15 protein-coding genes are annotated in these 18,624 nt (G+C 74.0%); 8 read left to right on the top strand and 7 right to left on the bottom strand.

The features are described 5' to 3' along the window. The first annotated feature begins 91 nt into the window (after nucleotides 1–91). From AB0I11_RS00200 to AB0I11_RS00215, 4 genes are all read left to right on the top strand, one after another. Nucleotides 92–1,879, top strand: coding sequence for an HSP90 family protein (locus AB0I11_RS00200; protein WP_357308185.1), 1,788 nt, complete (start codon nucleotides 92–94; stop codon nucleotides 1,877–1,879). A gap of 2 nt (nucleotides 1,880–1,881) precedes the next feature. Further along, complete coding sequence (locus AB0I11_RS00205; RefSeq protein ID WP_357308188.1) at nucleotides 1,882–4,770, top strand: hypothetical protein; 2,889 nt, start codon at nucleotides 1,882–1,884, stop codon at nucleotides 4,768–4,770. 963 nt (nucleotides 4,771–5,733) lie between these two features. After that, nucleotides 5,734–6,360: a TetR/AcrR family transcriptional regulator gene (locus tag AB0I11_RS00210; RefSeq protein ID WP_357308191.1), complete on the top strand. Its 627-nt coding sequence runs from the start codon at nucleotides 5,734–5,736 to the stop codon at nucleotides 6,358–6,360. 92 nt (nucleotides 6,361–6,452) lie between these two features. Continuing rightward, nucleotides 6,453–7,808, top strand: coding sequence for a biotin carboxylase N-terminal domain-containing protein (locus tag AB0I11_RS00215; RefSeq protein ID WP_357308194.1), 1,356 nt, complete (start codon nucleotides 6,453–6,455; stop codon nucleotides 7,806–7,808). Nucleotides 7,809–7,880: 72 nt separating this feature from the next. Here AB0I11_RS00215 and AB0I11_RS00220 read toward each other — a convergent pair whose 3' ends face one another. The 6 genes from AB0I11_RS00220 to AB0I11_RS00245 all read right to left on the bottom strand — a co-directional run bounded on the left by AB0I11_RS00220 (nucleotide 7,881) and on the right by AB0I11_RS00245 (nucleotide 13,356). Beyond that, entirely contained in the window at nucleotides 7,881–9,047 is a 1,167-nt protein-coding gene (locus AB0I11_RS00220) for an ABC transporter permease (protein WP_357308197.1), read from the bottom strand. A gap of 23 nt (nucleotides 9,048–9,070) precedes the next feature. After that, the gene (locus AB0I11_RS00225; RefSeq protein ID WP_357308200.1) at nucleotides 9,071–9,766 is read right to left on the bottom strand and encodes an ABC transporter ATP-binding protein; all 696 of its coding nucleotides are present in this window, start codon (nucleotides 9,764–9,766) and stop codon (nucleotides 9,071–9,073) included. Continuing rightward, nucleotides 9,763–10,878, bottom strand: a complete 1,116-nt coding sequence (locus AB0I11_RS00230; protein WP_357308203.1) for a peptidoglycan-binding domain-containing protein — start codon at nucleotides 10,876–10,878, stop codon at nucleotides 9,763–9,765. The genes AB0I11_RS00225 and AB0I11_RS00230 overlap by 4 nt, the downstream gene beginning before the upstream one ends. An 8-nt stretch (nucleotides 10,879–10,886) precedes the next feature. After that, a complete protein-coding gene (locus tag AB0I11_RS00235; protein ID WP_357308206.1) occupies nucleotides 10,887–11,498 on the bottom strand; it encodes a hypothetical protein in 612 nt (203 codons plus the stop codon). Nucleotides 11,499–11,572: 74 nt separating this feature from the next. Then, nucleotides 11,573–12,820, bottom strand: coding sequence for a sialidase family protein (locus AB0I11_RS00240; protein ID WP_357308209.1), 1,248 nt, complete (start codon nucleotides 12,818–12,820; stop codon nucleotides 11,573–11,575). Beyond that, nucleotides 12,817–13,356, bottom strand: a complete 540-nt coding sequence (locus AB0I11_RS00245) for a SigE family RNA polymerase sigma factor (RefSeq protein ID WP_357308212.1) — start codon at nucleotides 13,354–13,356, stop codon at nucleotides 12,817–12,819. Before AB0I11_RS00245 ends, AB0I11_RS00240 begins: the two co-directional genes overlap by 4 nt. A gap of 182 nt (nucleotides 13,357–13,538) precedes the next feature. Here AB0I11_RS00245 and AB0I11_RS00250 point away from each other — a divergent pair, with 182 nt between their 5' ends. Then, complete coding sequence (locus AB0I11_RS00250) at nucleotides 13,539–14,459, top strand: hydroxymethylglutaryl-CoA lyase (protein WP_357308215.1); 921 nt, start codon at nucleotides 13,539–13,541, stop codon at nucleotides 14,457–14,459. A gap of 79 nt (nucleotides 14,460–14,538) precedes the next feature. Here the strand turns inward: AB0I11_RS00250 and AB0I11_RS00255 are convergent, their stop codons facing one another. Then, nucleotides 14,539–14,877, bottom strand: coding sequence for a rhodanese-like domain-containing protein (locus tag AB0I11_RS00255; protein ID WP_357308218.1), 339 nt, complete (start codon nucleotides 14,875–14,877; stop codon nucleotides 14,539–14,541). Between the two features lie 35 nt (nucleotides 14,878–14,912). Between AB0I11_RS00255 and AB0I11_RS00260 the strand changes: the two genes are divergently transcribed. The 3 genes from AB0I11_RS00260 (at nucleotide 14,913) to AB0I11_RS00270 (ending at nucleotide 18,615) form a co-directional block, all read left to right on the top strand. Then, entirely contained in the window at nucleotides 14,913–15,554 is a 642-nt protein-coding gene (locus tag AB0I11_RS00260; RefSeq protein ID WP_357308221.1) for a TetR/AcrR family transcriptional regulator, read from the top strand. A gap of 305 nt (nucleotides 15,555–15,859) precedes the next feature. After that, nucleotides 15,860–17,392 (top strand): acyl-CoA carboxylase subunit beta, encoded by a 1,533-nt coding sequence (locus tag AB0I11_RS00265; protein ID WP_357308224.1) that lies wholly within the window; start codon nucleotides 15,860–15,862, stop codon nucleotides 17,390–17,392. A 68-nt stretch (nucleotides 17,393–17,460) separates the two neighbouring features. Continuing rightward, nucleotides 17,461–18,615 carry an acyl-CoA dehydrogenase family protein gene (locus AB0I11_RS00270; RefSeq protein WP_357308227.1) on the top strand — a complete coding sequence of 385 codons (1,155 nt, stop codon included), beginning with the start codon at nucleotides 17,461–17,463 and terminating at the stop codon, nucleotides 18,613–18,615. Nucleotides 18,616–18,624: the final 9 nt, after the last annotated feature.

The raw sequence follows: 18,624 nt of genomic DNA on the forward strand, positions 1-18,624 counted from the left end.
CCGCTGACGCCCGCACTCCGCCCACCGGTTCGCGCAGCCCCGGCACCGCACGACTCCGAGGCACACCCAGGTAACCCGAGCGGGAGCACGATTGGACCGGACCTTCCAGGTCGACCTCCGGGGTGTGGTCGACCTGCTCAGTCACCACCTCTACGGCAGCCCCCGGGTGTACGTCCGGGAACTGCTGCAGAACGCCGTCGACGCAATCACCGCGCGCCGCACCACCGAGCCGGACGCCCCGGCCCGGGTCCGGATCGAGCCACCCGAGCTGACCGGCGACGGCACGCTGCGGGTGCACGACACCGGCGTCGGCCTCACCGAGGCCCAGGTGCACGAGCTGCTGGCCACCATCGGCCGCAGCTCCAAACGCGACGAGCTGGGCTTCTCCCGCCACGAGTTCCTCGGCCAGTTCGGCATCGGGCTGCTCTCCTGCTTCCTGGTGGCCGACGAGATCCGGGTGCTCACCCGGCACGCCGACCAGCCCACCGTGCGCTGGACCGGCTGGTCCGACGGGCGGTACGCGGTCGAGGTCGCCAGTCCCGACCAGGCCCGCGACGAGCCCGGCACCACGGTGACCCTGGTGCCCCGGCGCGACGCCGACCAGTGGTTCGGGACGCCCACGGTGACCGAGCTGGCCCGCCTCTACGGCAGCCTGCTGCCGGTCGACGTCCGGGTCGGCGACACCCCCACCACCACCGGCCCACCGCCCTGGCCGGCCGCCCCCGGCCGGCCCGTCGACCGGCCCGCCCTGCTCCGGTACGCGCGGGACGTCCTCGGTTTCGTCCCGTTCGACGTGGTGCCGCTGGCGGTGCCCGAGGCGGGGCTGACCGGGGTGGCGTTCATCCTGCCCACCGCGGTGAACCCGGCCGCCCGGGCCGGGCACCGGGTCTACCTCAAGCGGATGCTGCTCACCGAGCACGCCGACGCGCTCCTGCCCGACTGGGCGTTCTTCGCCCACTGCGTGGTCGACGCCAGCGAGCTGCGCCCCACCGCCAGCCGCGAGGCGCTCTACGAGGACAGCCTGCTCATCGCCACCCGGGACGCCCTCGGCGACCAGATCCGCGGCTGGCTGGTCCGGCTGGCCACGCACGACCCGCGCCGGCTCGCCGAGTTCCTCCAGGTGCACCACCTGGGCGTCAAGGCGCTCGCCCTGCACGACGACGAGATGCTCCGCCTGGTCGACCAGTGGTGGCCGATGGAGACCAACGTCGGCACCCTCACGCTGGCCGAGTTCCGCCAGCGGCACGGTCTGCTCCGCTACGCCGCCAGCCTCGACGAGTTCCGCCAGCTCGCCGCCGTGGCGGCGGCGCAGGACCTGGCCGTGGTCAACGGTGGCTACACGTACGACACCGAGCTGATCGAGCGGCTGCCCACGGTGGACCGGTCGGTGCTCATCGAACGGCTGGAGCCGAGCGACCTCACCACCCGCTTCGACACCCTCGACCCGGCCACCGAGCTGGCCCTGCGGCCGTTCCTCGCCGGGGCGCAGCGGGCCCTGGAGCGGCTCGGCTGCGAGGTGGTGGTCCGGGCGTACGACCCGGTCTCGCTGCCCGCGCTCTACCTGGTCTCCCGCTCGGCCGCCTTCCACGACCAGCTCGCCGCCAGCCGCGACAAGGCCGACGAGCTGTGGGGCGGGGTGCTCGACGCGCTGGCCGCCACCACCCCGCCGGACCGGCCCCAACTGGTGCTCAACCACCGCAATCCGCTGGTCCGCCGGGTCACCACGCTGACCGACCCGGAGCTGGTCGGGCTCGCCGTCGAGGCGCTCTACGGGCAGGCCCTGCTGCTCGGCCACCACCCGATCCGCGCGGCCGACGCCGCCCTGCTGAACAGTTCCTTCCTCGGCCTGCTCGGCCGGGCCGTACCGGGACAGGAGTGACCGTGACCGACGACGACCTCTGGCGGGTGCTCTACGACATCGACAAGATGCCGTACGGGCCGGGGCAGATCGCCGCGCTGGAGCAACTGCTCCGCCGGGCCGACGCCGGCGACGACCGGCATCTGGCCTTCGCCGCCCGGATCATCGGCACCACCGCGTACGTCTACGGCGGCGAGCCGGCCAAATCCTTCGTCACCTTCTCCTGGTGCCTGGGCGAGTACGACCGCGACCCGCAGCCCTACCACGAGCGCTACACCCACCAGCTCTTCTGGTTCTTCAAGTACATGGTCACCGCCATGCTGAAGTTCCCCGAACTGCCACTCGACCGCACCTACGCGGTGCTCGACGACATGGAGCGGCGCTACCGGGAGTCCGGGCACAGCCTCCAGGCCGTACACAAGCACCGCTACCTGGTCGCCGCGCACCTCGGCGCCGAGGAGGAGGCGGCCGAGTGGTACCGGCGCTGGCTGACCACGCCCCGGGACGCGCTCTCCGACTGCGCCGGCTGCGACCCCACCACCCAGGTGGCGCACCTGGCCCGGGTGGGCCGGCACGAGGAGGCGGTGGCGCTGGCCGAGCCGGTGCTCGCCGGCCGGCTGAGCTGCACCGAACAGCCGCAGGCGATCCTCACCGCGCTGCTCACGCCCTACCGGGAGACCGGCCGGCTCGACGCCGCGCGGGACGCCCACCGGGAGGCGTACCGGCGGCTGCGCGGACGCCTCTCCGACCTGTGGGACATCGCCGACCACGTCGAGTTCTGCACCGTCACCGGCAACGAGACGCGCGCCCTGGAGCTGGTCGAACGGCACCTCGACTGGCTGGACCGGGCACCCACCCCGGCCGCCGGCATGCACTTCGCGGCCGCCGCCGCGGCGGCGCTGCGCCAGGTGCCCGGCGAGCTGACCGTGCACCGCCGGGCCGCCGGGGAACGGCCCGCCGCGGACGTACCGGTGGCCACGCTCGCCGGGGAACTGGCCGGCGTCGCCACCACGCTGGCCGAGCGCTTCGACGCCCGCAACGGCACCCGGCACCAGTCGGAGCTGATCGCCCGGCGGCTCGCCGCCGCGCCGGCCGGCCCGCACGTGCCGCTCTCGGCCAGCCTGCGCCGGCCGGTCCCCGCGCCGCGTACCGGCGGGTCGGCCCCGGCCACGCCAACCCCGGTCAGCGTGCCGGCGCAGGCCGGCCCGGACGAACTGCTGGCCCTGGCCGACGACTACTGGCGGCGGCACCGGCGCGACGGGCTGGTCGCCGCGCTGCGCGCCTACGACGAGCGGTACGCCGACGCCGACCTGCCCCCGGCCACCCGGGCCTGGCGGCTGGAGCTGCGCGCCGGCGAGCTGAACGAGGGCGGCGATGACGAGATCACCGCGGCCATCGAGGCGAACCGGGCCGCCCTGGCCGCCTGGCGGGCGGTCCCGGACCCGGTTCGGGCGCAGGTGGTGGCGGGCCGGCTGGGCGCCCTGCTCTGCACCACCGACGAGGGCGCGGCCGAAGGGCTGGCCCTGACGCGGGAGTCGGCCGAGCAGCTCGCCGTGCATGGTGACCAGCGGGAACGCGCCGCCGCCCAGGACCGGTTGGCGCTGGCGTACGTGCACCGGGGTCAGTGGGCGGAGGCGCTCGACGCGCTCGACCGGGCCGCCACCGAGGCCGACGTCGACCCGTGGCTGGCCGGCCGGGTCGCGCTGCACCGCACCCACGTGCTGGAGCAGCTGGCCCGGGCCGACGAGTTCCGGGCCGCCGCGGCGCAGGCCCGGGAACTCGTCCGCAAGCTGGGCGACGGCGAACTGCTGGCCGCCGCCTGCCTGGCGTACGCCCGATCGGTGGACGACCCGGCCGAGGCCGTCACGGCCTGCGACGAGGCGCTGGCGTCCGCCCCGCCCGGCGTACGGCTGCCGGTCCGGGTGACCCGGGGCCGGGCACTGCTCGCCGCCGACCGCGCCGGCGAGGCGGTCGACGACCTCGCCGAGGCGGTCACCCTCTGCGTCGAGCAGGGACTGCCGGGGGACGCGCTGCTGCGCTGGGAGCTGGCGGACGCCTACCGCGCGGCCGGGCGGCTGGGCGAGGCCGCCGAGGTGGCCGAGGAGGCGGTGCTCGGGCTGGACCGGGATGGCGCGCAGGCCGAGGCCGACCGGTGCCGGCACCTGCTGGCCGGCATCTACCAGGCGCTCGGCGAGATCGACGCCGCGCTCGCCCTGCTCGCCCAGCTCGCGGAGAACCTGGACGGACCGGACAACCTCCCGCACCGTGCCCAGGTGCTGGAGGAGGCCGGCGGGATCCTCTACGACGCCGACCGGGACGCCGTGGCCGCGCAGCGGTTCGCGGCGGCGGCGTCCGCGTACCGGCTGGCCGGGCACCCCGTGGACGAACTGCGGGCCCGGCGGCGGGAACTCCTGGCCCTGCACTGGTCCGGTGACCTGCCGGCGGCAGCCGCCGCGATCGAGGTCGTCGACGCGGCCGCGGCGGCGCTCGACGCCCGGCCCGACGGTGGTGGCCAGGCCGACCGCGACGGCCACGGCGCCGCCGGGTCCGACGAGCCGCCCGTGGTGACGTACGAGCGGGCGATGGCCGCTGACGCGGTGGCCCGGGTGCTGGCCGCCGAGGACCGGTTGACCGCCGCGCTCGATCGGGTCGCCGGCTTGCCGGACCGGCTCCGCTCGATCGAGGCGTTCGGCGAGGCGGCGCAGGTGGAGGTCTTCACCGGTGAGTTGCTGCTCCGGGACGAGCGGCCCGCCGACGCGGAGCGGCTGCTGCGCCAGGTGCTGGGCGGGCTGCCCGCCGGCTCCCGCCCGGCCACCCAGGCCGCGTGGCTGCTGGCCCGGGCCCTGGACGACCTCGGCCGCCCCGCCGACGCGGCGAAGATCCGCGCCGAACACGGCATCGAGGAAAACTAACCAGCGCCTCAACCACCCCCACCCGCCCCCAACCCACCCGCCCCCAACCCACCCACCCCCAACCCACCCGCCCTAACCCACCCGCCCTAACCCACCCGCCCTAACCCACCCAGCCCTAACCCACCCGCCCTCCGGTCCAACCCACCTCCACCCCACTCCGCCCCCTGCCCGCCGCAATCCCCGTCCCCGCCGCGGACCACCACATCCCGCAATCCGGGCTAGCGGGTCGCGGCGGTGGCCACGGGATGCCGCAATTCGGCCCCTCCTGTCGGTCGGTGGCCACGGGATGCCGCAATTCGGCCCCTCGTGCTGAGCGGTGGGGGATGCCGCGCTTCGGCCCATCGTGTCGGTCGGTGGCCACGGGATGCCGCGCTTCGGCCCCTCCTGTCGGGCGGAAGCCACGGGATGCCGCGATCCGGCCCTTCGTGTCGGTTGGTGGCCACGGGATGCTGCAATTTGGGCGCTCTCGTGCGGGGCGGTGGCCACGAGATGCCGCACCTTGGCCGCTCGTGTCGGTCGCCGGCCACGAGATGCGGCACTTCGGGCGCTCTCGTGCGGGGGGCGGTGGCCACGAGATGCGGCACTCCGGGCGCTCTCGTGCGGGGCGGTGGCCACGAGATGCCGTACTTCGGCCCTTCGCGTTGGTCGGTGGCCACGGGATGCCGCAATTTGGGGCTCTCGTGCGGGGCGGTGGCCACGGGATGCCGCGCTTCGGCCCTTCGCGTCGGGCGGTGGCCACGGGATGCCGCAGTTCGGGGTCGCGGGCTGGGCGGGATGCCGCGGTCTGGGCTCGCAAGCCCCGAAGTGGCCACGGGATGCCGCAAACCGGGCTACGGGCCAGGGGCGGTGAACGGCGGTGGGGGGCGGAAGGTGCGTCCGGGTCGGCGTGGCGGGTGGTGATGTGAGGCGACCGACGGGTAACCAAGGCTCCACCATGCCGTGGGTGAGGTCTAGGCTGGCCCGGTGGCGGTGGAACAGCAGGCGCGAGGCGCGGCGAACGGCGCGACAGGTGCGAGCCGGCGCCGGTCCCGGCGCGACGAGATCCTGGAGATCGCGGTCGGGCTCTTCGCGGCCCGCGGCTACCACGGCGTGTCGATGGACGACATCGGCGCGGCCGCCGGGGTGACCGGGCCGGCGCTCTACCACCACTTTGCCGGCAAGGAGGCGATGCTGGTCGCCGCGCTGATCCCGGTCAGCGAAGGGCTGCTCGCCGGCGGCAAGGAACGGGCCGCGAATCAACCGGACGACCCGCGCGGCACGCTGGAGTCGCTGATCGACTTCCATGTCGACTTCGCGCTGGCCAATCCCGCCGTGATCGCCCTGCACCTGCACGAGCTGGACCGCCTCCCGGACGAGCCGCGCCGCCGGATCCGCCGGCTCCAGCGGATGTACGTCGAGGAGTGGGTGACCGTGCTGACCGCGCTGCACCCGGGGCTGCCGGACGGCGAGGCGCGGGTGCTCGCGCACGCGGCGTTCGGCCTGATGAACTCCACCCCGTTCCTCGGTGGCGAGGTGGATCGCCGACGCCGGGCCGAGCTGCTGCGGGGGGCGGCCCTGGCCGCGCTGCTCGCGCCGACCGACCCCGCCTGACCGAGACGCCTTAACGCCCGTTAAGCACGCGCGCCGTCCGCGTGCTAAGAAGAGGCCCCTGCTATGCAAGAAGCGTGAGAGGGGACCCTTCCTTGTTCGAGTCGCTGTTGGTGGCCAACCGGGGCGAGATCGCGCGCCGGATCATCCGTACCGCGAAGAGGCTCGGGATCCGGGCGATCGCGGTGCATTCGGAGGCCGACGCCGGCCTGCCCTTCGTGACCGAGGCCGACCAGGCGGTCTGCGTCGGCCCGGCCAACCCGGCGCTCAGCTACCGCAACGTCGAGGCGATCCTCGCCGCCGCGACGTCGACGGGTGCCCAGGCGATCCACCCCGGCTACGGCTTCCTGTCGGAGAACGCGGAGTTCGCCCGTACCGTCGAGGCCAGTGGGTTGATCTGGGTCGGGCCCGGCGCGGACGCGATCAGCGCGATGGGCGACAAGATCAACGCGCGGAACCTGATGGCCGCGGCCGGGGTGCCGGTCGCGCCCGGCAGCACCGAGCCGGCGGCGGACCTGGCCGCGGCGGTCGCCGCCGCCGCGGAGATCGGCTACCCGGTGATGGTCAAGGCCGCCGCCGGCGGTGGCGGCATGGGCATGGGCGTGGCGACCGACGAGGCCGGGCTGCGCACCGAGTACGACAAGGTCCGCTCGTTCGCCGAGCGGATGTTCGGCGACGGCTCGGTGCTGATCGAGCGCTACTTCCCCCGAGTACGCCACGTCGAGGTGCAGATCCTCGGCCTGGCCGACGGCCGGGTGGTGGCCCTCGGCGAGCGCGAGTGCTCGGTGCAGCGCCGCAACCAGAAGCTGGTCGAGGAGTCCCCGTCCCCGGCGGTCTCCCCGGAGCTGCGCGAGCGTTTCCTCGCCGCGGCGGTCCGGGCCGGCGAGGCGGTCGGCTACCGCAACGCCGGCACGGTGGAGTGCCTGCTCGACCCCACCCCCGGTGATGGTCCCGGCGCCGAGGAGTTCTTCTTCCTGGAGATGAACACCCGGCTCCAGGTCGAGCACCCGGTCACCGAGTACGTCTACGGCGTCGACCTGGTCGAGGAGCAGTTCCGGGTGGCCGCCGGCCTGGCGCCCAGCTTCGACCCGGACGCGCTCGCCCCGCACGGGCACGCCATCGAGCTGCGGATCAACGCGGAGGACCCGAAGCGGTTCCTGCCCGGTCCGGGCGCGATCACCACCTGGCACGAGCCGTCCGGTACGGGCGTCCGGGTCGACTCCGGCTACGTCGCGGGCAACACCGTCACCCCGTTCTACGACAGCCTGATGGCCAAGCTGATCGTGAGCGGGGCCACCCGCGAGGAGGCGGTGGAGCGGGCCAGGGGCGCGGTGGCGCAGTTCGAGATCGCCGGCCCGAAGAACAACCTCCCCTTCTTCGCCGAACTGCTGGAGAACCCGGAGTTCCTCTCCGGCGACTACGACACCGGCATCGTCGGTCGGATGCGCTGACCGGGACGCCGCCCCCGAAACCGCCGGGTGGTCCCAGCCCGGTTGCCCGCCGGGCTGGGACCTGACCGTCGGTCACAGCCCGGCGAGCGCGGTGGTCGGCGCCAGCCGGCTCGCCCGGATCGCCGGGTAGAGCCCGGCGACCGCGCCGATCAGCAGGGTCGCCGCCACGCCGCCGGCCATCCCCCAGGCGGGCACCACCGTGGGCCAGCCCTGGCTGTACGCGTACAGCGCGGTGATGCCGATGCCGAGCAGCGTGCCACCGGTCCCGCCGAGCGCGGAGAGCAGCAACGACTCGGCGAGGAACTGGATCCGGATCTGCCGCCGGGTCGCGCCGAGCGCCCGACGCAGCCCGACCTCGGCGCGACGCTGCAACACCGAGATCACCATGGTGTTGGCGACGCCGACCCCACCGACCAGGAGCGCGACGGCGCCCAGCCCCAGCAGCAACCCGTTGAGTGCGGTGCTGGTGGCCTGCCGGGCGGCCAGCGCGTCGGAGGGGCGGGACACCGCCACCTCGTTCGGTGCCGGTGGGTTGGCGGTGCGACCCAGCACCGAGCGCACCGCCGCGACCTGGCTCTGCACCGCCCGGACGTAGATCCGGGTCGGACGGCCGTCGAAGTCCAGGTACCGCTGGGCCGCCGGCCAGCCCACCAACGCCGCCGAGTCCAACTCCTCGGCCAGCGGTACGGGCGCCAGGATGCCGACCACGACGAACCACTCACCGCCGAGCCACACCCGGTATCCCACCCCCGGCACGTCCAGCCGGCGGGCTGCGGTGGTGCCCAGCACGACCGTGGGGAAGGCCGCGGTCGCGGCCGTGAACCAGGAACCGGCGTGTACCGTCCCGCCGACGGTGTCGAGCAGGTCCGACCGGGCGGCGAACACCGCGATGCTGCCCGTCTGGCCGGCCGGCACGTGATCGTTGCGGTAGACGGACCGGTCGATCGCGGCGATCGCGCTGACCGACTCCGCCGGCCGGATCCGGGCGACCATCGCCACCGACTCCGCGGGCAGGACGGCCTGCTGCCCGGTCCGGGTCTCGCCGGGAGCCGCGGTGAGCAGGTTGGTGCCGAGCCGGTCCAGCGTCCGGTCCAGTTCGGCGCGACTGGAGGTGGAGATGCCCACCACCGACAGCATCGCCGCGATGCCGATGGCGATGCCCAACGCGGAGAGGAACACCCGCAGCGGATGGGTCCGCAGGCCGGTCGCGCCGAGCCGGGCCACGTCCGTGGGGCTCAACCGGCCGGGTCTGAGCCTCCCCGTCACGACCGCACCGCCGGCAGCGGGCCGGAATCGTGCACCACCCGGCCGTCGCGCAGCATGACCTGCCGGGGCAGGTCGGCCGCGAGCTGCCGATCGTGGGTGATGACCAGGACAGTGGTGCCGAGGGCGTGCAGGTCGCGCAGCAGCGCCAGCACCGACGCCCCGGAGGCGGAGTCGAGGTTGCCGGTGGGCTCGTCGGCGAGCAGGAGCGCGGGTTCGCCGACGACCGCCCGGGCGATCGCGACCCGCTGCCGTTCGCCTCCGGACAGCTCGTGCGGCCGGTGCCCGAGCCGGTGGCCGAGACCGACCCGGACCAGCGCGGACTCGGCGCGCCGCCGCCGCTGCCGGCGGGGTACGCCGGCGTAGAGCAGCCCGTCGGCCACGTTGTCCAGCACCGGTACGCCGGCGGCCAGGTGGAACTGCTGGAACACGAAGCCGATCCGGCGGCTGCGCAGGGCGGACAGCTCCCGGTCGGTGAGCGACGAGACGTCGTGCCCGTCGATCCGGACCGTGCCCGACGACGGGCGGTCGAGCGTGCCGATCAGGTGCAGCATCGTGGACTTGCCGGACCCGGAGGGGCCGACGACGGCGACGAGTTCGCCGTGGTCGATGCGCAGGTCGACGGTACGCAGGGCGGTCACCCCGCCCGGGTAGCTGCGCGACACACCGGACAGTTCGACGACCGGTCCGCTCATCCGGGCACTCCCACCGACAGTCCCTCGGTCAGGCCGGTGCCCTGCACCTCGACCCGCCCGTCGGCGAAGAGCCCCACCTGCACCGCCACGATCCGGGTGCCGCCCGGGTCGGTCACCTCCACGCCGTAGCCGCCCTCGGCGAGGGCCAGCAGCGAGGTGACGGGAACGGTGAGCACCTTCCTGCGCTCCTGCGCCACGTACCGGACGTCGACCCCGGCACCGGCCAGCCCACCCAGCGCCTTCTGGTCGGTGACGGCGATGGTGACCTGGACGGCCGCCCCGCCGGTGCCGGGATGCTCCGGGTCGGGTGCCGCCCGGCCCCCCGGCGCGGCCGGTGCGGGCGGTCCGACCGCGCTGACCTGCCCGGCCACCGCGGTGCCGGTGGGCAGGGTCACCGTGACCCGGGTGCCCTTCGTCGCCCACCCGGCCTCCGCGGCCTGCGCGGACACCGTCACCATCCGGGTGTTGCCGGTGTACGACAGCACGTCGCCGGTCGCGCTCGCGCCCACCCGGGTGAGCCGCTGCGCGATGCGGACGGGACCCGGGGTGTAGAGCACCCGGCTCCGCTCGACCGTGCCGGTCTCCGGAAGCTCAAGATCCTTCTGCCAGCGCTTCACGGCGCCGGCGGTGCTGGCGGAGAACTCCTCGTCCACCGTGAAGCCGCGATAGCCGAGGGCGGCCAGGTTCCGTTCGAACTGCCGCACGTCCGAGCCCCGCACGCCCGTGCTCAGCGGCCGGTACATGGGCAGGAAGCCGTAGAGCAGCACCACCGGCAGCTCGTCGGCGCGCAGCAGGGCCTCGCCACGCCGGACGGTGGTGCCGACCTCGGGCAACCAGGTCACCGTGCCGGCGGCGGCCGAGGTGAGCGGTGCGGCTGGCCCGTACCCCAGCTCGCCGGCCAGCGTCACGGTCTTGACCAGCGTCTGCCGGGTCACCGTGGCGGTCGCGGCCGGTCCGGTGCGGCGCGGGACCGGCTGGTCCGCGCCGCGCCCGCCGAGGCCGAGGGTCGCGGCACCGGTTACCGCCAGGGTCGCGAGCACCAGCCCGGCCCCCGCCACGACCCGCAGTCGCCGCCGTGCCGGGCCGCCGCGGGACGGTTCGGTCGAGTCCATCGGTCCGCTCATCCCTTGGCGGTGGCGTTCGGATCGGGGGTGGTCGAGGGTTTGCCGTCGAGGACCGGATTGCAGATCTGGCCGGCCCGGAAGTTGGCCGCCGCCTGCTGGTCACTGATCGGTCCGCTGCCGGTCTCCCGCGGCCAGTTGCCGTCGGGGCCCGGGTCGGGGAAGTCCGGCACGCCGTTGTCCCGCATGCACCCGGCGTAGGCGCGGCGGTGCCGGATCTCCTCGGCCGTCCAGGCCACCTTCTCCTCCAGGTCCGCCGGAACCTCCATGGCGTACTTCGCGCACGTCAGCTGGGCGGCGGTCCATTTCGGGTCGGCCTTCTTCGGCGCTCCGGCACGCAGGTCGACGAAGCCCTTGGCGTCCGGGTCCGGCAGGTCGAAGCCCTGTTCCCGCAGACATCCGACCCACTGGCGTTGCGCCTCGACGTACCGGGCGACGGCCCCGCCGCCCGGGCTGGCCGACTGCGCGGGCCGGGCGCCGGGGGCGCCGGCGGTGGCCACCTGCGGCGCCTCGCCGTCTCCGCCGCACCCGGCGAGTGCCAGGATCAGCGCGGCGGTGCCGAGACCGCCGGCGAACGGCCGGTGCCGGCGGAGCCGATCGTGATAGATCATTTGTTTCCCTCTCATATCGGGTGCGAGGAGGACGCGCGTCATGGCGGCGCGTCGACGTTCGGGGTGGAAGGTCGTCAGCGCCCGGTGATCGGCGACCAGTGCCAGCCGTCGGTGGACCCGTACAACACGTTGGCGGGGCCGTCGATCGCGTAGAACCGGCCGTCCGGAGTACGCCGGATCGGGCCGGCCGTGGCCGGCAGGCCGGCCAGCTCGACCGTCCGGTACGCGCCGTCGCCGCGAGCCGCCCAGTAGCGATAGCCGAAGGTGTGCCGGTCGTCCGGCTGGAAGAGCACGTGGCTGCCGTCGTCGGCGACGAACGACCCGTACCCGTTCGTCCCGGGCGGGATCTCATCGGTGTTGGTGAGCCGCTGCCAGCCGTCGCCGGTGGTACCGCCGGTGAGGCGATAGACCGCCAGGGCACGCTCGCCGGCGGCCACGGCATACACCCGCTTTCCGCCGCCGTCCAGGGCGAGCGACAGCGGCTGGCAGCCGGCGTCCGGGCAGGCCGGCGCGTCCCGGAAGACGTGGCTGGCCCAGGTGCGGCCGGCATCCGTGCTCACCGCGACCGCGGGTCGGCCGGTCGCCGGCTCGCGTCCCGGTATCCAGAGCCGGTCGGCCCGCCCGTCGATCCGCAGACCGTCCGGCTGCAACAGCAGGGCTGGTTGCTGGGACAGGGGTGCGACCCGGTACGACGCCGGTTCCACCACCTGCACCGTGCAGGACGCTCCGGCCGTCTCCGGCCAGCAGATGGCCGTACCACCGTCCGGCACCGCGCCCACCGGGGGCGACTCCTGCGCCCTGCGCCAGTGCCGACCGCCGTCCGTGCTGATCATCAGGCTGGTGCCGGTCGCTCCCGGCTGATCGGGCTGTGCGGCCGTGACCAGGACGTCGGGGCCGAGCACCGCCATCGGGCCGAGCCCGGTCGGCGTGCCCCGGTCGGTCCAGCTGCGGCCGCCGTCATCGGACCCGCTCAGGTGGGCGAGGGACTTGTCGCAGGTGCCCGGCGTGGTGCAGGTCGACAGCAGGTAGAGGTGCCGCGCGTCGGCGGTGTCGACCCACTGCAACCGCTGCCCGGGGCGCTCGCCGGCGCTCGCCGGCGCGCCGGCCCCGCCCGCCACCGGCGGTTCGTCGCCGGCGGGCCGGGGCGTGGCCAGCAGCGACGCGGCCAGTACGACGGTCGCCGCGGCCGCCGGGAGAGCGGCCACCGCCAGTCGCCGGCGGCGCCACCGGCGGCGACCCGCGGTGTACACCTCGTCCGCCAGCAGCCGGCTCGGCGGTGCCGAGCCGGCCGCCTCCTCGAACAACTCACGCAGTCCGGTCATGGCGTTCCCTCCGTAGCGCCGGCGAGGGCGGGCACGGCGTCGCCCAGGATCTGGCGCAGCGCGGCGAGACCGCGTGCCGTCTGGCTCTTGACCGTGCCCTCCGAGCAGCCCAGCGCCGCGGCTGTCTCGGCCACGTCCAGGCCCTGGTAGAACCGACAGATCAGGGTCACCCGTTGGCGGGGTGGCACGTGGCGCAGCGCCTGGGCGAAGACCATCCGGCGGGTGGCCGCCTCCGCGTCGTCGTCGGGGCCGGCCAGGTCCGGCGTCTCCGCGACGCTGCGCTCGCGGCGTCGCCACACCCGCCGGGTCTCGGACAGGTAGGTCCGCACCAGGCAGGTCCGGACGAACGCGTCGAGGGCCGCCGGGTCGCGGATCCGGTGCCAGCTCGCGGCGACCCGGATGAAGGCGGCCTGGGCGAGGTCGTCCGCCCAGTGCCAGTCCCCGCACATCAGGTAGGCGGTACGCCGGACCACCTCGCGCCGGGCAGCGAAGTAATCGCTGAACTGGCGCCGGCCCTCGTCGTCGTCGCTTCGCATCCCGCTCCCTTCACGGATAGGTGCACACGCGAAGCCCGATCGGTTGCACGGGTGGACGGGATTGTTGTGCCGAATGTCGCCCGTACCGCCGACGAGGAGATTGGCATCCACCGCCGCTGCTCTGCTTACCTGTAGAGCACAGGGCGGAGCATGCCGGACCGACGTCACAGTGAGGTGACCCGATGAGCCAGCTACCGGAGTTCGTGTCGATCCGCGAGGTCGGCCCGCGTGACGGGTTGCAGAACGAGGACCCGGTCCCGACCGACGCGAAGGTGCGGCTGCTCGACGCGCTGTCCCGTACCGGCGTCGGGCGGATCGAGGCGGTCTCGTTCGTGCACCCGAAGGCGATCCCGCAGATGGCCGACGCCGACGAGGTGTGGCAGCGGGCCACGAAGGTCGACGGGGTGCGCTACTCGGCCCTGGTCCCGAACACCCGGGGCGCGCAGCGGGCCCTGGCGGCCGGGTTCACCGAGATCGAGGTGGTGGTCTCGGCCAGCGACACGCACAACCGGCGCAACGTCAACCGCTCGACGGAGGAGTCGCTGGACGACATCGCCGAACTGATCGACCTGCTGCACGGTGCCGGAGCGCGGGCCGAGGTGATCGTGGCGACCAGCTTCGGCTGCCCGTACGAGGGGGACATCGACCCGCGGCGGGTGGCGGGCATCGTCGACCGGGTCGCCCGCGACGGCGCGGACCGCGTCGCCTTCGGCGACACCACGGGCATGGGTACGCCCCGGCGCGTCCGCGAACTGGTCACCGCGGTCCGGGACCGGAACGCCCAGTTGCCGGTGCTGCTGCACTTCCACAACACCCGGGGCACCGCCCTGGCGAACATGCTCACCGCGATGGAGCTGGGCATCACCGAGTTCGACGCCAGCGTCGGTGGCCTCGGCGGCTGCCCGTACGCCCCGGGCGCCAGCGGCAACCTGGCCACCGAGGAGGCGGTGCACATGCTGCACGACATGGGCATCGACACCGGCATCGACCTGGACGCCCTGATCGAGGCCGCCGAGCTGGCCGAGAACCTGGTCGGCAAGAAGCTCCCCTCCGGCGTCCTCCGCGCCGGCCCCCGCACCCGCCTGACCCCCCTCCCTGCCTAGCGTTGCGTTGATCAAGGGGTTTGCGTCTGATCCGGGCTCGGCGAGACGCAAACCCCTTGGTCGACAACGCCGATGCTGGTCAGCGGGTCAGGGCGCCGGTCTCGGTGGGCAGGTCGGCGGCGACCCAGTCCTCGATGCCGGCGGCGTACTTGCGCACGTCGGTGTAGCCGAGGGCGCTGAGCTGGTCGGCGACCCGGCCGCTGTTCGGGCAGGCCGGGTTCGAGCAGTACGTGACGATGGCGGCGTCCCGGTCCGGCAGCAGCTCGCCGGCCCGCTCGGCCACCTCGGCCTCGACCAGCGGGAGCGCGCCGGGCAGGTGCTGACGGGCGTAGTACTCGCCGCCGAGCGTGTCGATGACGGTCACCGTGCCGGCGTCGATCGCGGCGCGCAACTCGTCCCGGGTGATGAGAGCGGTCATGGCGTCCTCCCAGAGAAGTGGACTACAGTCCGGTTATGCCTCAGCACGATAGCGGACCGCAGTCCGCTTTTGCCACCCCGACGCCGGAACTACTGAAGTTGCGGAGCCAACCCCCCAGGGAGCGGGCCGACGCGGCGCGCAATCGGGCGGCCGTGCTGGACGCGGCGGCGGTCCTGTTCCGCGAGCGGGGAGTGGAGGCGGTGTCGATGGACGCCGTGGCCGCCGCGGCCGGGGTCGGGAAGGGGACGCTGTTCCGCCGCTTCGGGGACAAGGCCGGTCTCGCCGTGGCGCTCCTCGACGAGCAGGAGCGGGGACTCCAGGAAGCGGTCCTCTTCGGCCCGCCCCCGCTCGGGCCCGGCCCGGCCGGTGCGCCGCCGCCCGTGCGTGACCGGCTCCGGGCTTTCGTCTCCGCCTACCTCGACTATCTGTTCGCCCACCTCGACCTGGTGCGGCTGTCGGAGACCGCCGCGCCGGGCGCCCGGTACCGGATCGGCGCCTACCGGTTCTGGCACCGGCACGTTGCGCTGCTGCTGGCCGGACGGGCGGACCCGGCGGCCGACGCCCACACCCTGCTCGCCGCCCTCGCCGCCGAGCACGTCTGCGGGGTGCGCGAGGAGTTGGGCGACGAGCGGCTGCGGGCTGCCGTGCTGGCCCTCGCCGACGTCCTCACCGGCTGACCCTCCCGGGCCGACCGCCTCCCGCCCGCGCCGTCGTCGCCGTGCCGGGCGGCTTCCGCTCCGCTCGCCGTGCCGGGCGGCTTCCGCTCCGCTCGCCGTGCCGGGCGGCTTCCGCTCCGCTCGCCGTGCCGGGCGGCTTCCGCTTCGCTCGCCGTGCCGGGCGGCTTCCGCTTCGCTCGCCGTGCCGGGCGGCTTCCGCTTCGCTCGCCGCGCCGGGTCGCCGGAGGAGGCGCCGATGCGTTAGCCTAACGATCGTTCAGGTCGGTTGGTGCGCTCACGAGGCGGCCGGTGGCGAGGGAGACGGCGTGACGCTTGACGGTGAGGCTCTGGAGCAGCTGCGCAAGCGCGCCAAGGCCGGCGGCGCGGACAAGTACCACGCGGCCAACGCCGCGAAGGGCAAGCTGTTCGCCCGCGAGCGGGTGGCGTACCTGGTCGACGAGGGCTCCTTCGTCGAGGACGGCCTCTACGCCAACGCGCTGGCCGACGGGCTGCCCGCCGACGGCGTGGTCACCGGCACGGCGACCATCGACGGCCGCCCGGTCTGCCTGATGGCCAACGACTCCACGGTCAAGGCCGGCAGCTGGGGCGCGCGGACCGTCGAGAAGATCATCCGGATCATCGAGCGGGCCTACTCCACCGGCGTGCCGATGGTCTACCTGGTCGACTCGGCCGGCGCCCGGATCACCGACCAGGTCGACCTGTTCCCCGGGCGGCGCGGCGCCGGGAAGATCTTCTGGAACCAGGTCCGCGCCTCCGGCTCGATCCCGCAGGTCTGCGCCCTGTTCGGGCCGAGCGCGGCGGGCGGGGCGTACATCCCGGCGTTCTGCGACGTGGTGGCCATGGTGGACGGCAACGCCAGCATGTACCTCGGCTCGGACCGGATGGTCGAGATGGTCACCGGCGAGAAGACCACGCTGGAGGCGATGGGCGGCGCGAAGGTGCACTGCGCCGAGTCCGGCGTCGGGCACTTCCTCTGCAAGACCGAGCACGACGCGCTCGACGTGGTGCGGACCTACCTGTCCTACCTGCCGTCGAACTGGCAACAGGAGCCGCCGGCCGCCGAGGCCGTGGCCGCGCCGGAGAAGGCCGACCTGGCCGCGCTGGTCCCGGCCAGCGAGCGGCAGGCCTTCGACATGCGCCGGTATGTCAAGGGTCTGCTCGACGAGGGCAGCTTCTTCGAGATCCAGGCGCTCTGGGCCAAGGAGCTGACCATCGGCTTCGGCCGCCTGGGCGGCGAGGTCGTCGGCGTGGTCGGCAACAACTCGATGTTCAAGGGCGGGGTGCTCTTCGTCGACTCGGCCGACAAGGCGACCCGGTTCGTCCAGCTCTGCGACGCGTTCAACGTGCCGCTGCTCTTCCTGTCCGACGTGCCCGGCTTCATGGTCGGCAGCGCGGTGGAGAAGCAGGGCATCATCCGGCACGGCGCCAAGATGATCACGGCGATCTCCGAGGCGACCGTACCCAAGATCTGTGTGGTGGTCCGCAAGGCGTACGGCGCCGGCCTCTACGCGATGGCCGGCCCCGGCTTCGAGCCGGACGCCACGATCGCGCTGCCCACCGCGAAGATCGCGGTGATGGGCGCGGAGGCGGCCGTCAACGCCGTCTACGCCAACAAGATCGCCGCGATCGAGGACGAGGCCGAGCGGGCCGCGTTCGTGGCCGCGAAGCGCGAGGAGTACGAGCGGGACATCGACATCGTCCGGCTCGCCAGCGAGCTGGTGGTCGACGCGATCGTCGAGCCGCACGAGCTGCGCGCAGAACTGGTCCGCCGGTTCGCCGCGGCCCGCGGCAAGGAGCGGCACTTCTCCCGGCGCCGGCACGGCGTCACCCCGGTCTGACCGACCCCGCAGCACGATCCGGCCGGGCGTCACGAGCGCCGGGCGGACCAGTCACCCAGGAGGATCAGATGGACTTCCGGCTCAGCGAGGAACAAGAGGCGCTGCGGGAGACCGTGCGGGAATTCGCCCGCGAGGTGGTCGCACCGGCCATCGCCGAGCACTACGAGCAGCACACCTTCCCGTACGAGATCATCCGCCAGATGGGAAAGATGGGCCTGTTCGGGCTCCCCTTCCCGGAGCAGCACGGCGGCATGGGCGGCGACTACTTCGCGCTCTGCCTGGCCCTGGAGGAGCTGGCCCGGGTCGACTCCAGCGTGGCGATCACCCTGGAGGCGGCGGTCTCCCTCGGCGCGATGCCGATCTACCGGTTCGGCACGGACGAGCAGCAGGCCCAGTGGCTGCCGAAGCTGCTCAGCGGCGAGGCGCTCGCGAGCTTCGGGCTGACCGAGCCGGGCACCGGCTCGGACGCCGGTGGCACCCAGACCCGGGCGGTGCTGGACGAGGCGACGGACGAGTGGGTGATCAACGGTTCGAAGGCATTCATCACCAACTCCGGCACCGACATCACGGCGCTGGTCACCGTCACCGCCGTCACCGGGACGAAGCCGGACGGCAGCAAGGAGCTGTCCACCATCATCGTCCCGTCCGGCACGCCGGGCTTCACGGTGGCGCCCGGCTACTCCAAGGTCGGCTGGACCGCCTCGGACACCCACGAGCTGACCTTCGACGACTGCCGGGTGCCGGCGCGGAACCTGCTCGGCCAGCGCGGCCGGGGCTTCGCCCAGTTCCTGCGCATCCTCGACGAGGGGCGGATCGCCATCGCCGCGCTCGCCGTGGGCCTCGCCCAGGGCTGCGTCGACGAGTCGATCAAGTACGCCAAGGAGCGCGAGGCGTTCGGCCAGCCGATCGGCAACTACCAGGCGATCCAGTTCAAGATCGCCGACATGGAGCTGAAGGCGCACACCGCCCGGCTGGCGTACTACGACGCGGCCGCCCGGATGCTGGCCGGCGAGCCGTTCAAGCGGCAGGCGGCGATCGCCAAGCTGCACGCCAGCACCATCGCGGTGGACAACGCCCGCGAGGCCACCCAGATCCACGGCGGCTACGGCTTCATGAACGAGTACCCGGTGGCCCGCTTCTGGCGGGACTCGAAGATCCTGGAGATCGGCGAGGGCACCAGCGAGGTGCAGCGCATGATCATCGCCCGCGACCTGGGCATCTGAGGAGGCCGG

This window comes from Micromonospora sp. NPDC050495, from assembly GCF_040655175.1.
Taxonomy (GTDB): Bacteria; Actinomycetota; Actinomycetes; order Mycobacteriales; family Micromonosporaceae; genus Micromonospora.

What these genes read in the sequence shown, in the direction of transcription:
- AB0I11_RS00270 (WP_357308227.1), top strand. Translation starts at nt 17,461, where the DNA reads ATGGACTTCCGGCTCAGCGAGGAACAAGAGGCGCTGCGGGAGACCGTG.
- AB0I11_RS00250 (WP_357308215.1), top strand. Translation starts at nt 13,539, where the DNA reads ATGAGCCAGCTACCGGAGTTCGTGTCGATCCGCGAGGTCGGCCCGCGT.
- AB0I11_RS00240 (WP_357308209.1), bottom strand. Translation starts at nt 12,820, where the DNA reads ATGACCGGACTGCGTGAGTTGTTCGAGGAGGCGGCCGGCTCGGCACCG.
- AB0I11_RS00245 (WP_357308212.1), bottom strand. Translation starts at nt 13,356, where the DNA reads ATGCGAAGCGACGACGACGAGGGCCGGCGCCAGTTCAGCGATTACTTC.
- AB0I11_RS00255 (WP_357308218.1), bottom strand. Translation starts at nt 14,877, where the DNA reads ATGACCGCTCTCATCACCCGGGACGAGTTGCGCGCCGCGATCGACGCC.
- AB0I11_RS00235 (WP_357308206.1), bottom strand. Translation starts at nt 11,498, where the DNA reads ATGATCTATCACGATCGGCTCCGCCGGCACCGGCCGTTCGCCGGCGGT.
- AB0I11_RS00225 (WP_357308200.1), bottom strand. Translation starts at nt 9,766, where the DNA reads ATGAGCGGACCGGTCGTCGAACTGTCCGGTGTGTCGCGCAGCTACCCG.
- AB0I11_RS00230 (WP_357308203.1), bottom strand. Translation starts at nt 10,878, where the DNA reads ATGGACTCGACCGAACCGTCCCGCGGCGGCCCGGCACGGCGGCGACTG.
- AB0I11_RS00260 (WP_357308221.1), top strand. Translation starts at nt 14,913, where the DNA reads ATGCCTCAGCACGATAGCGGACCGCAGTCCGCTTTTGCCACCCCGACG.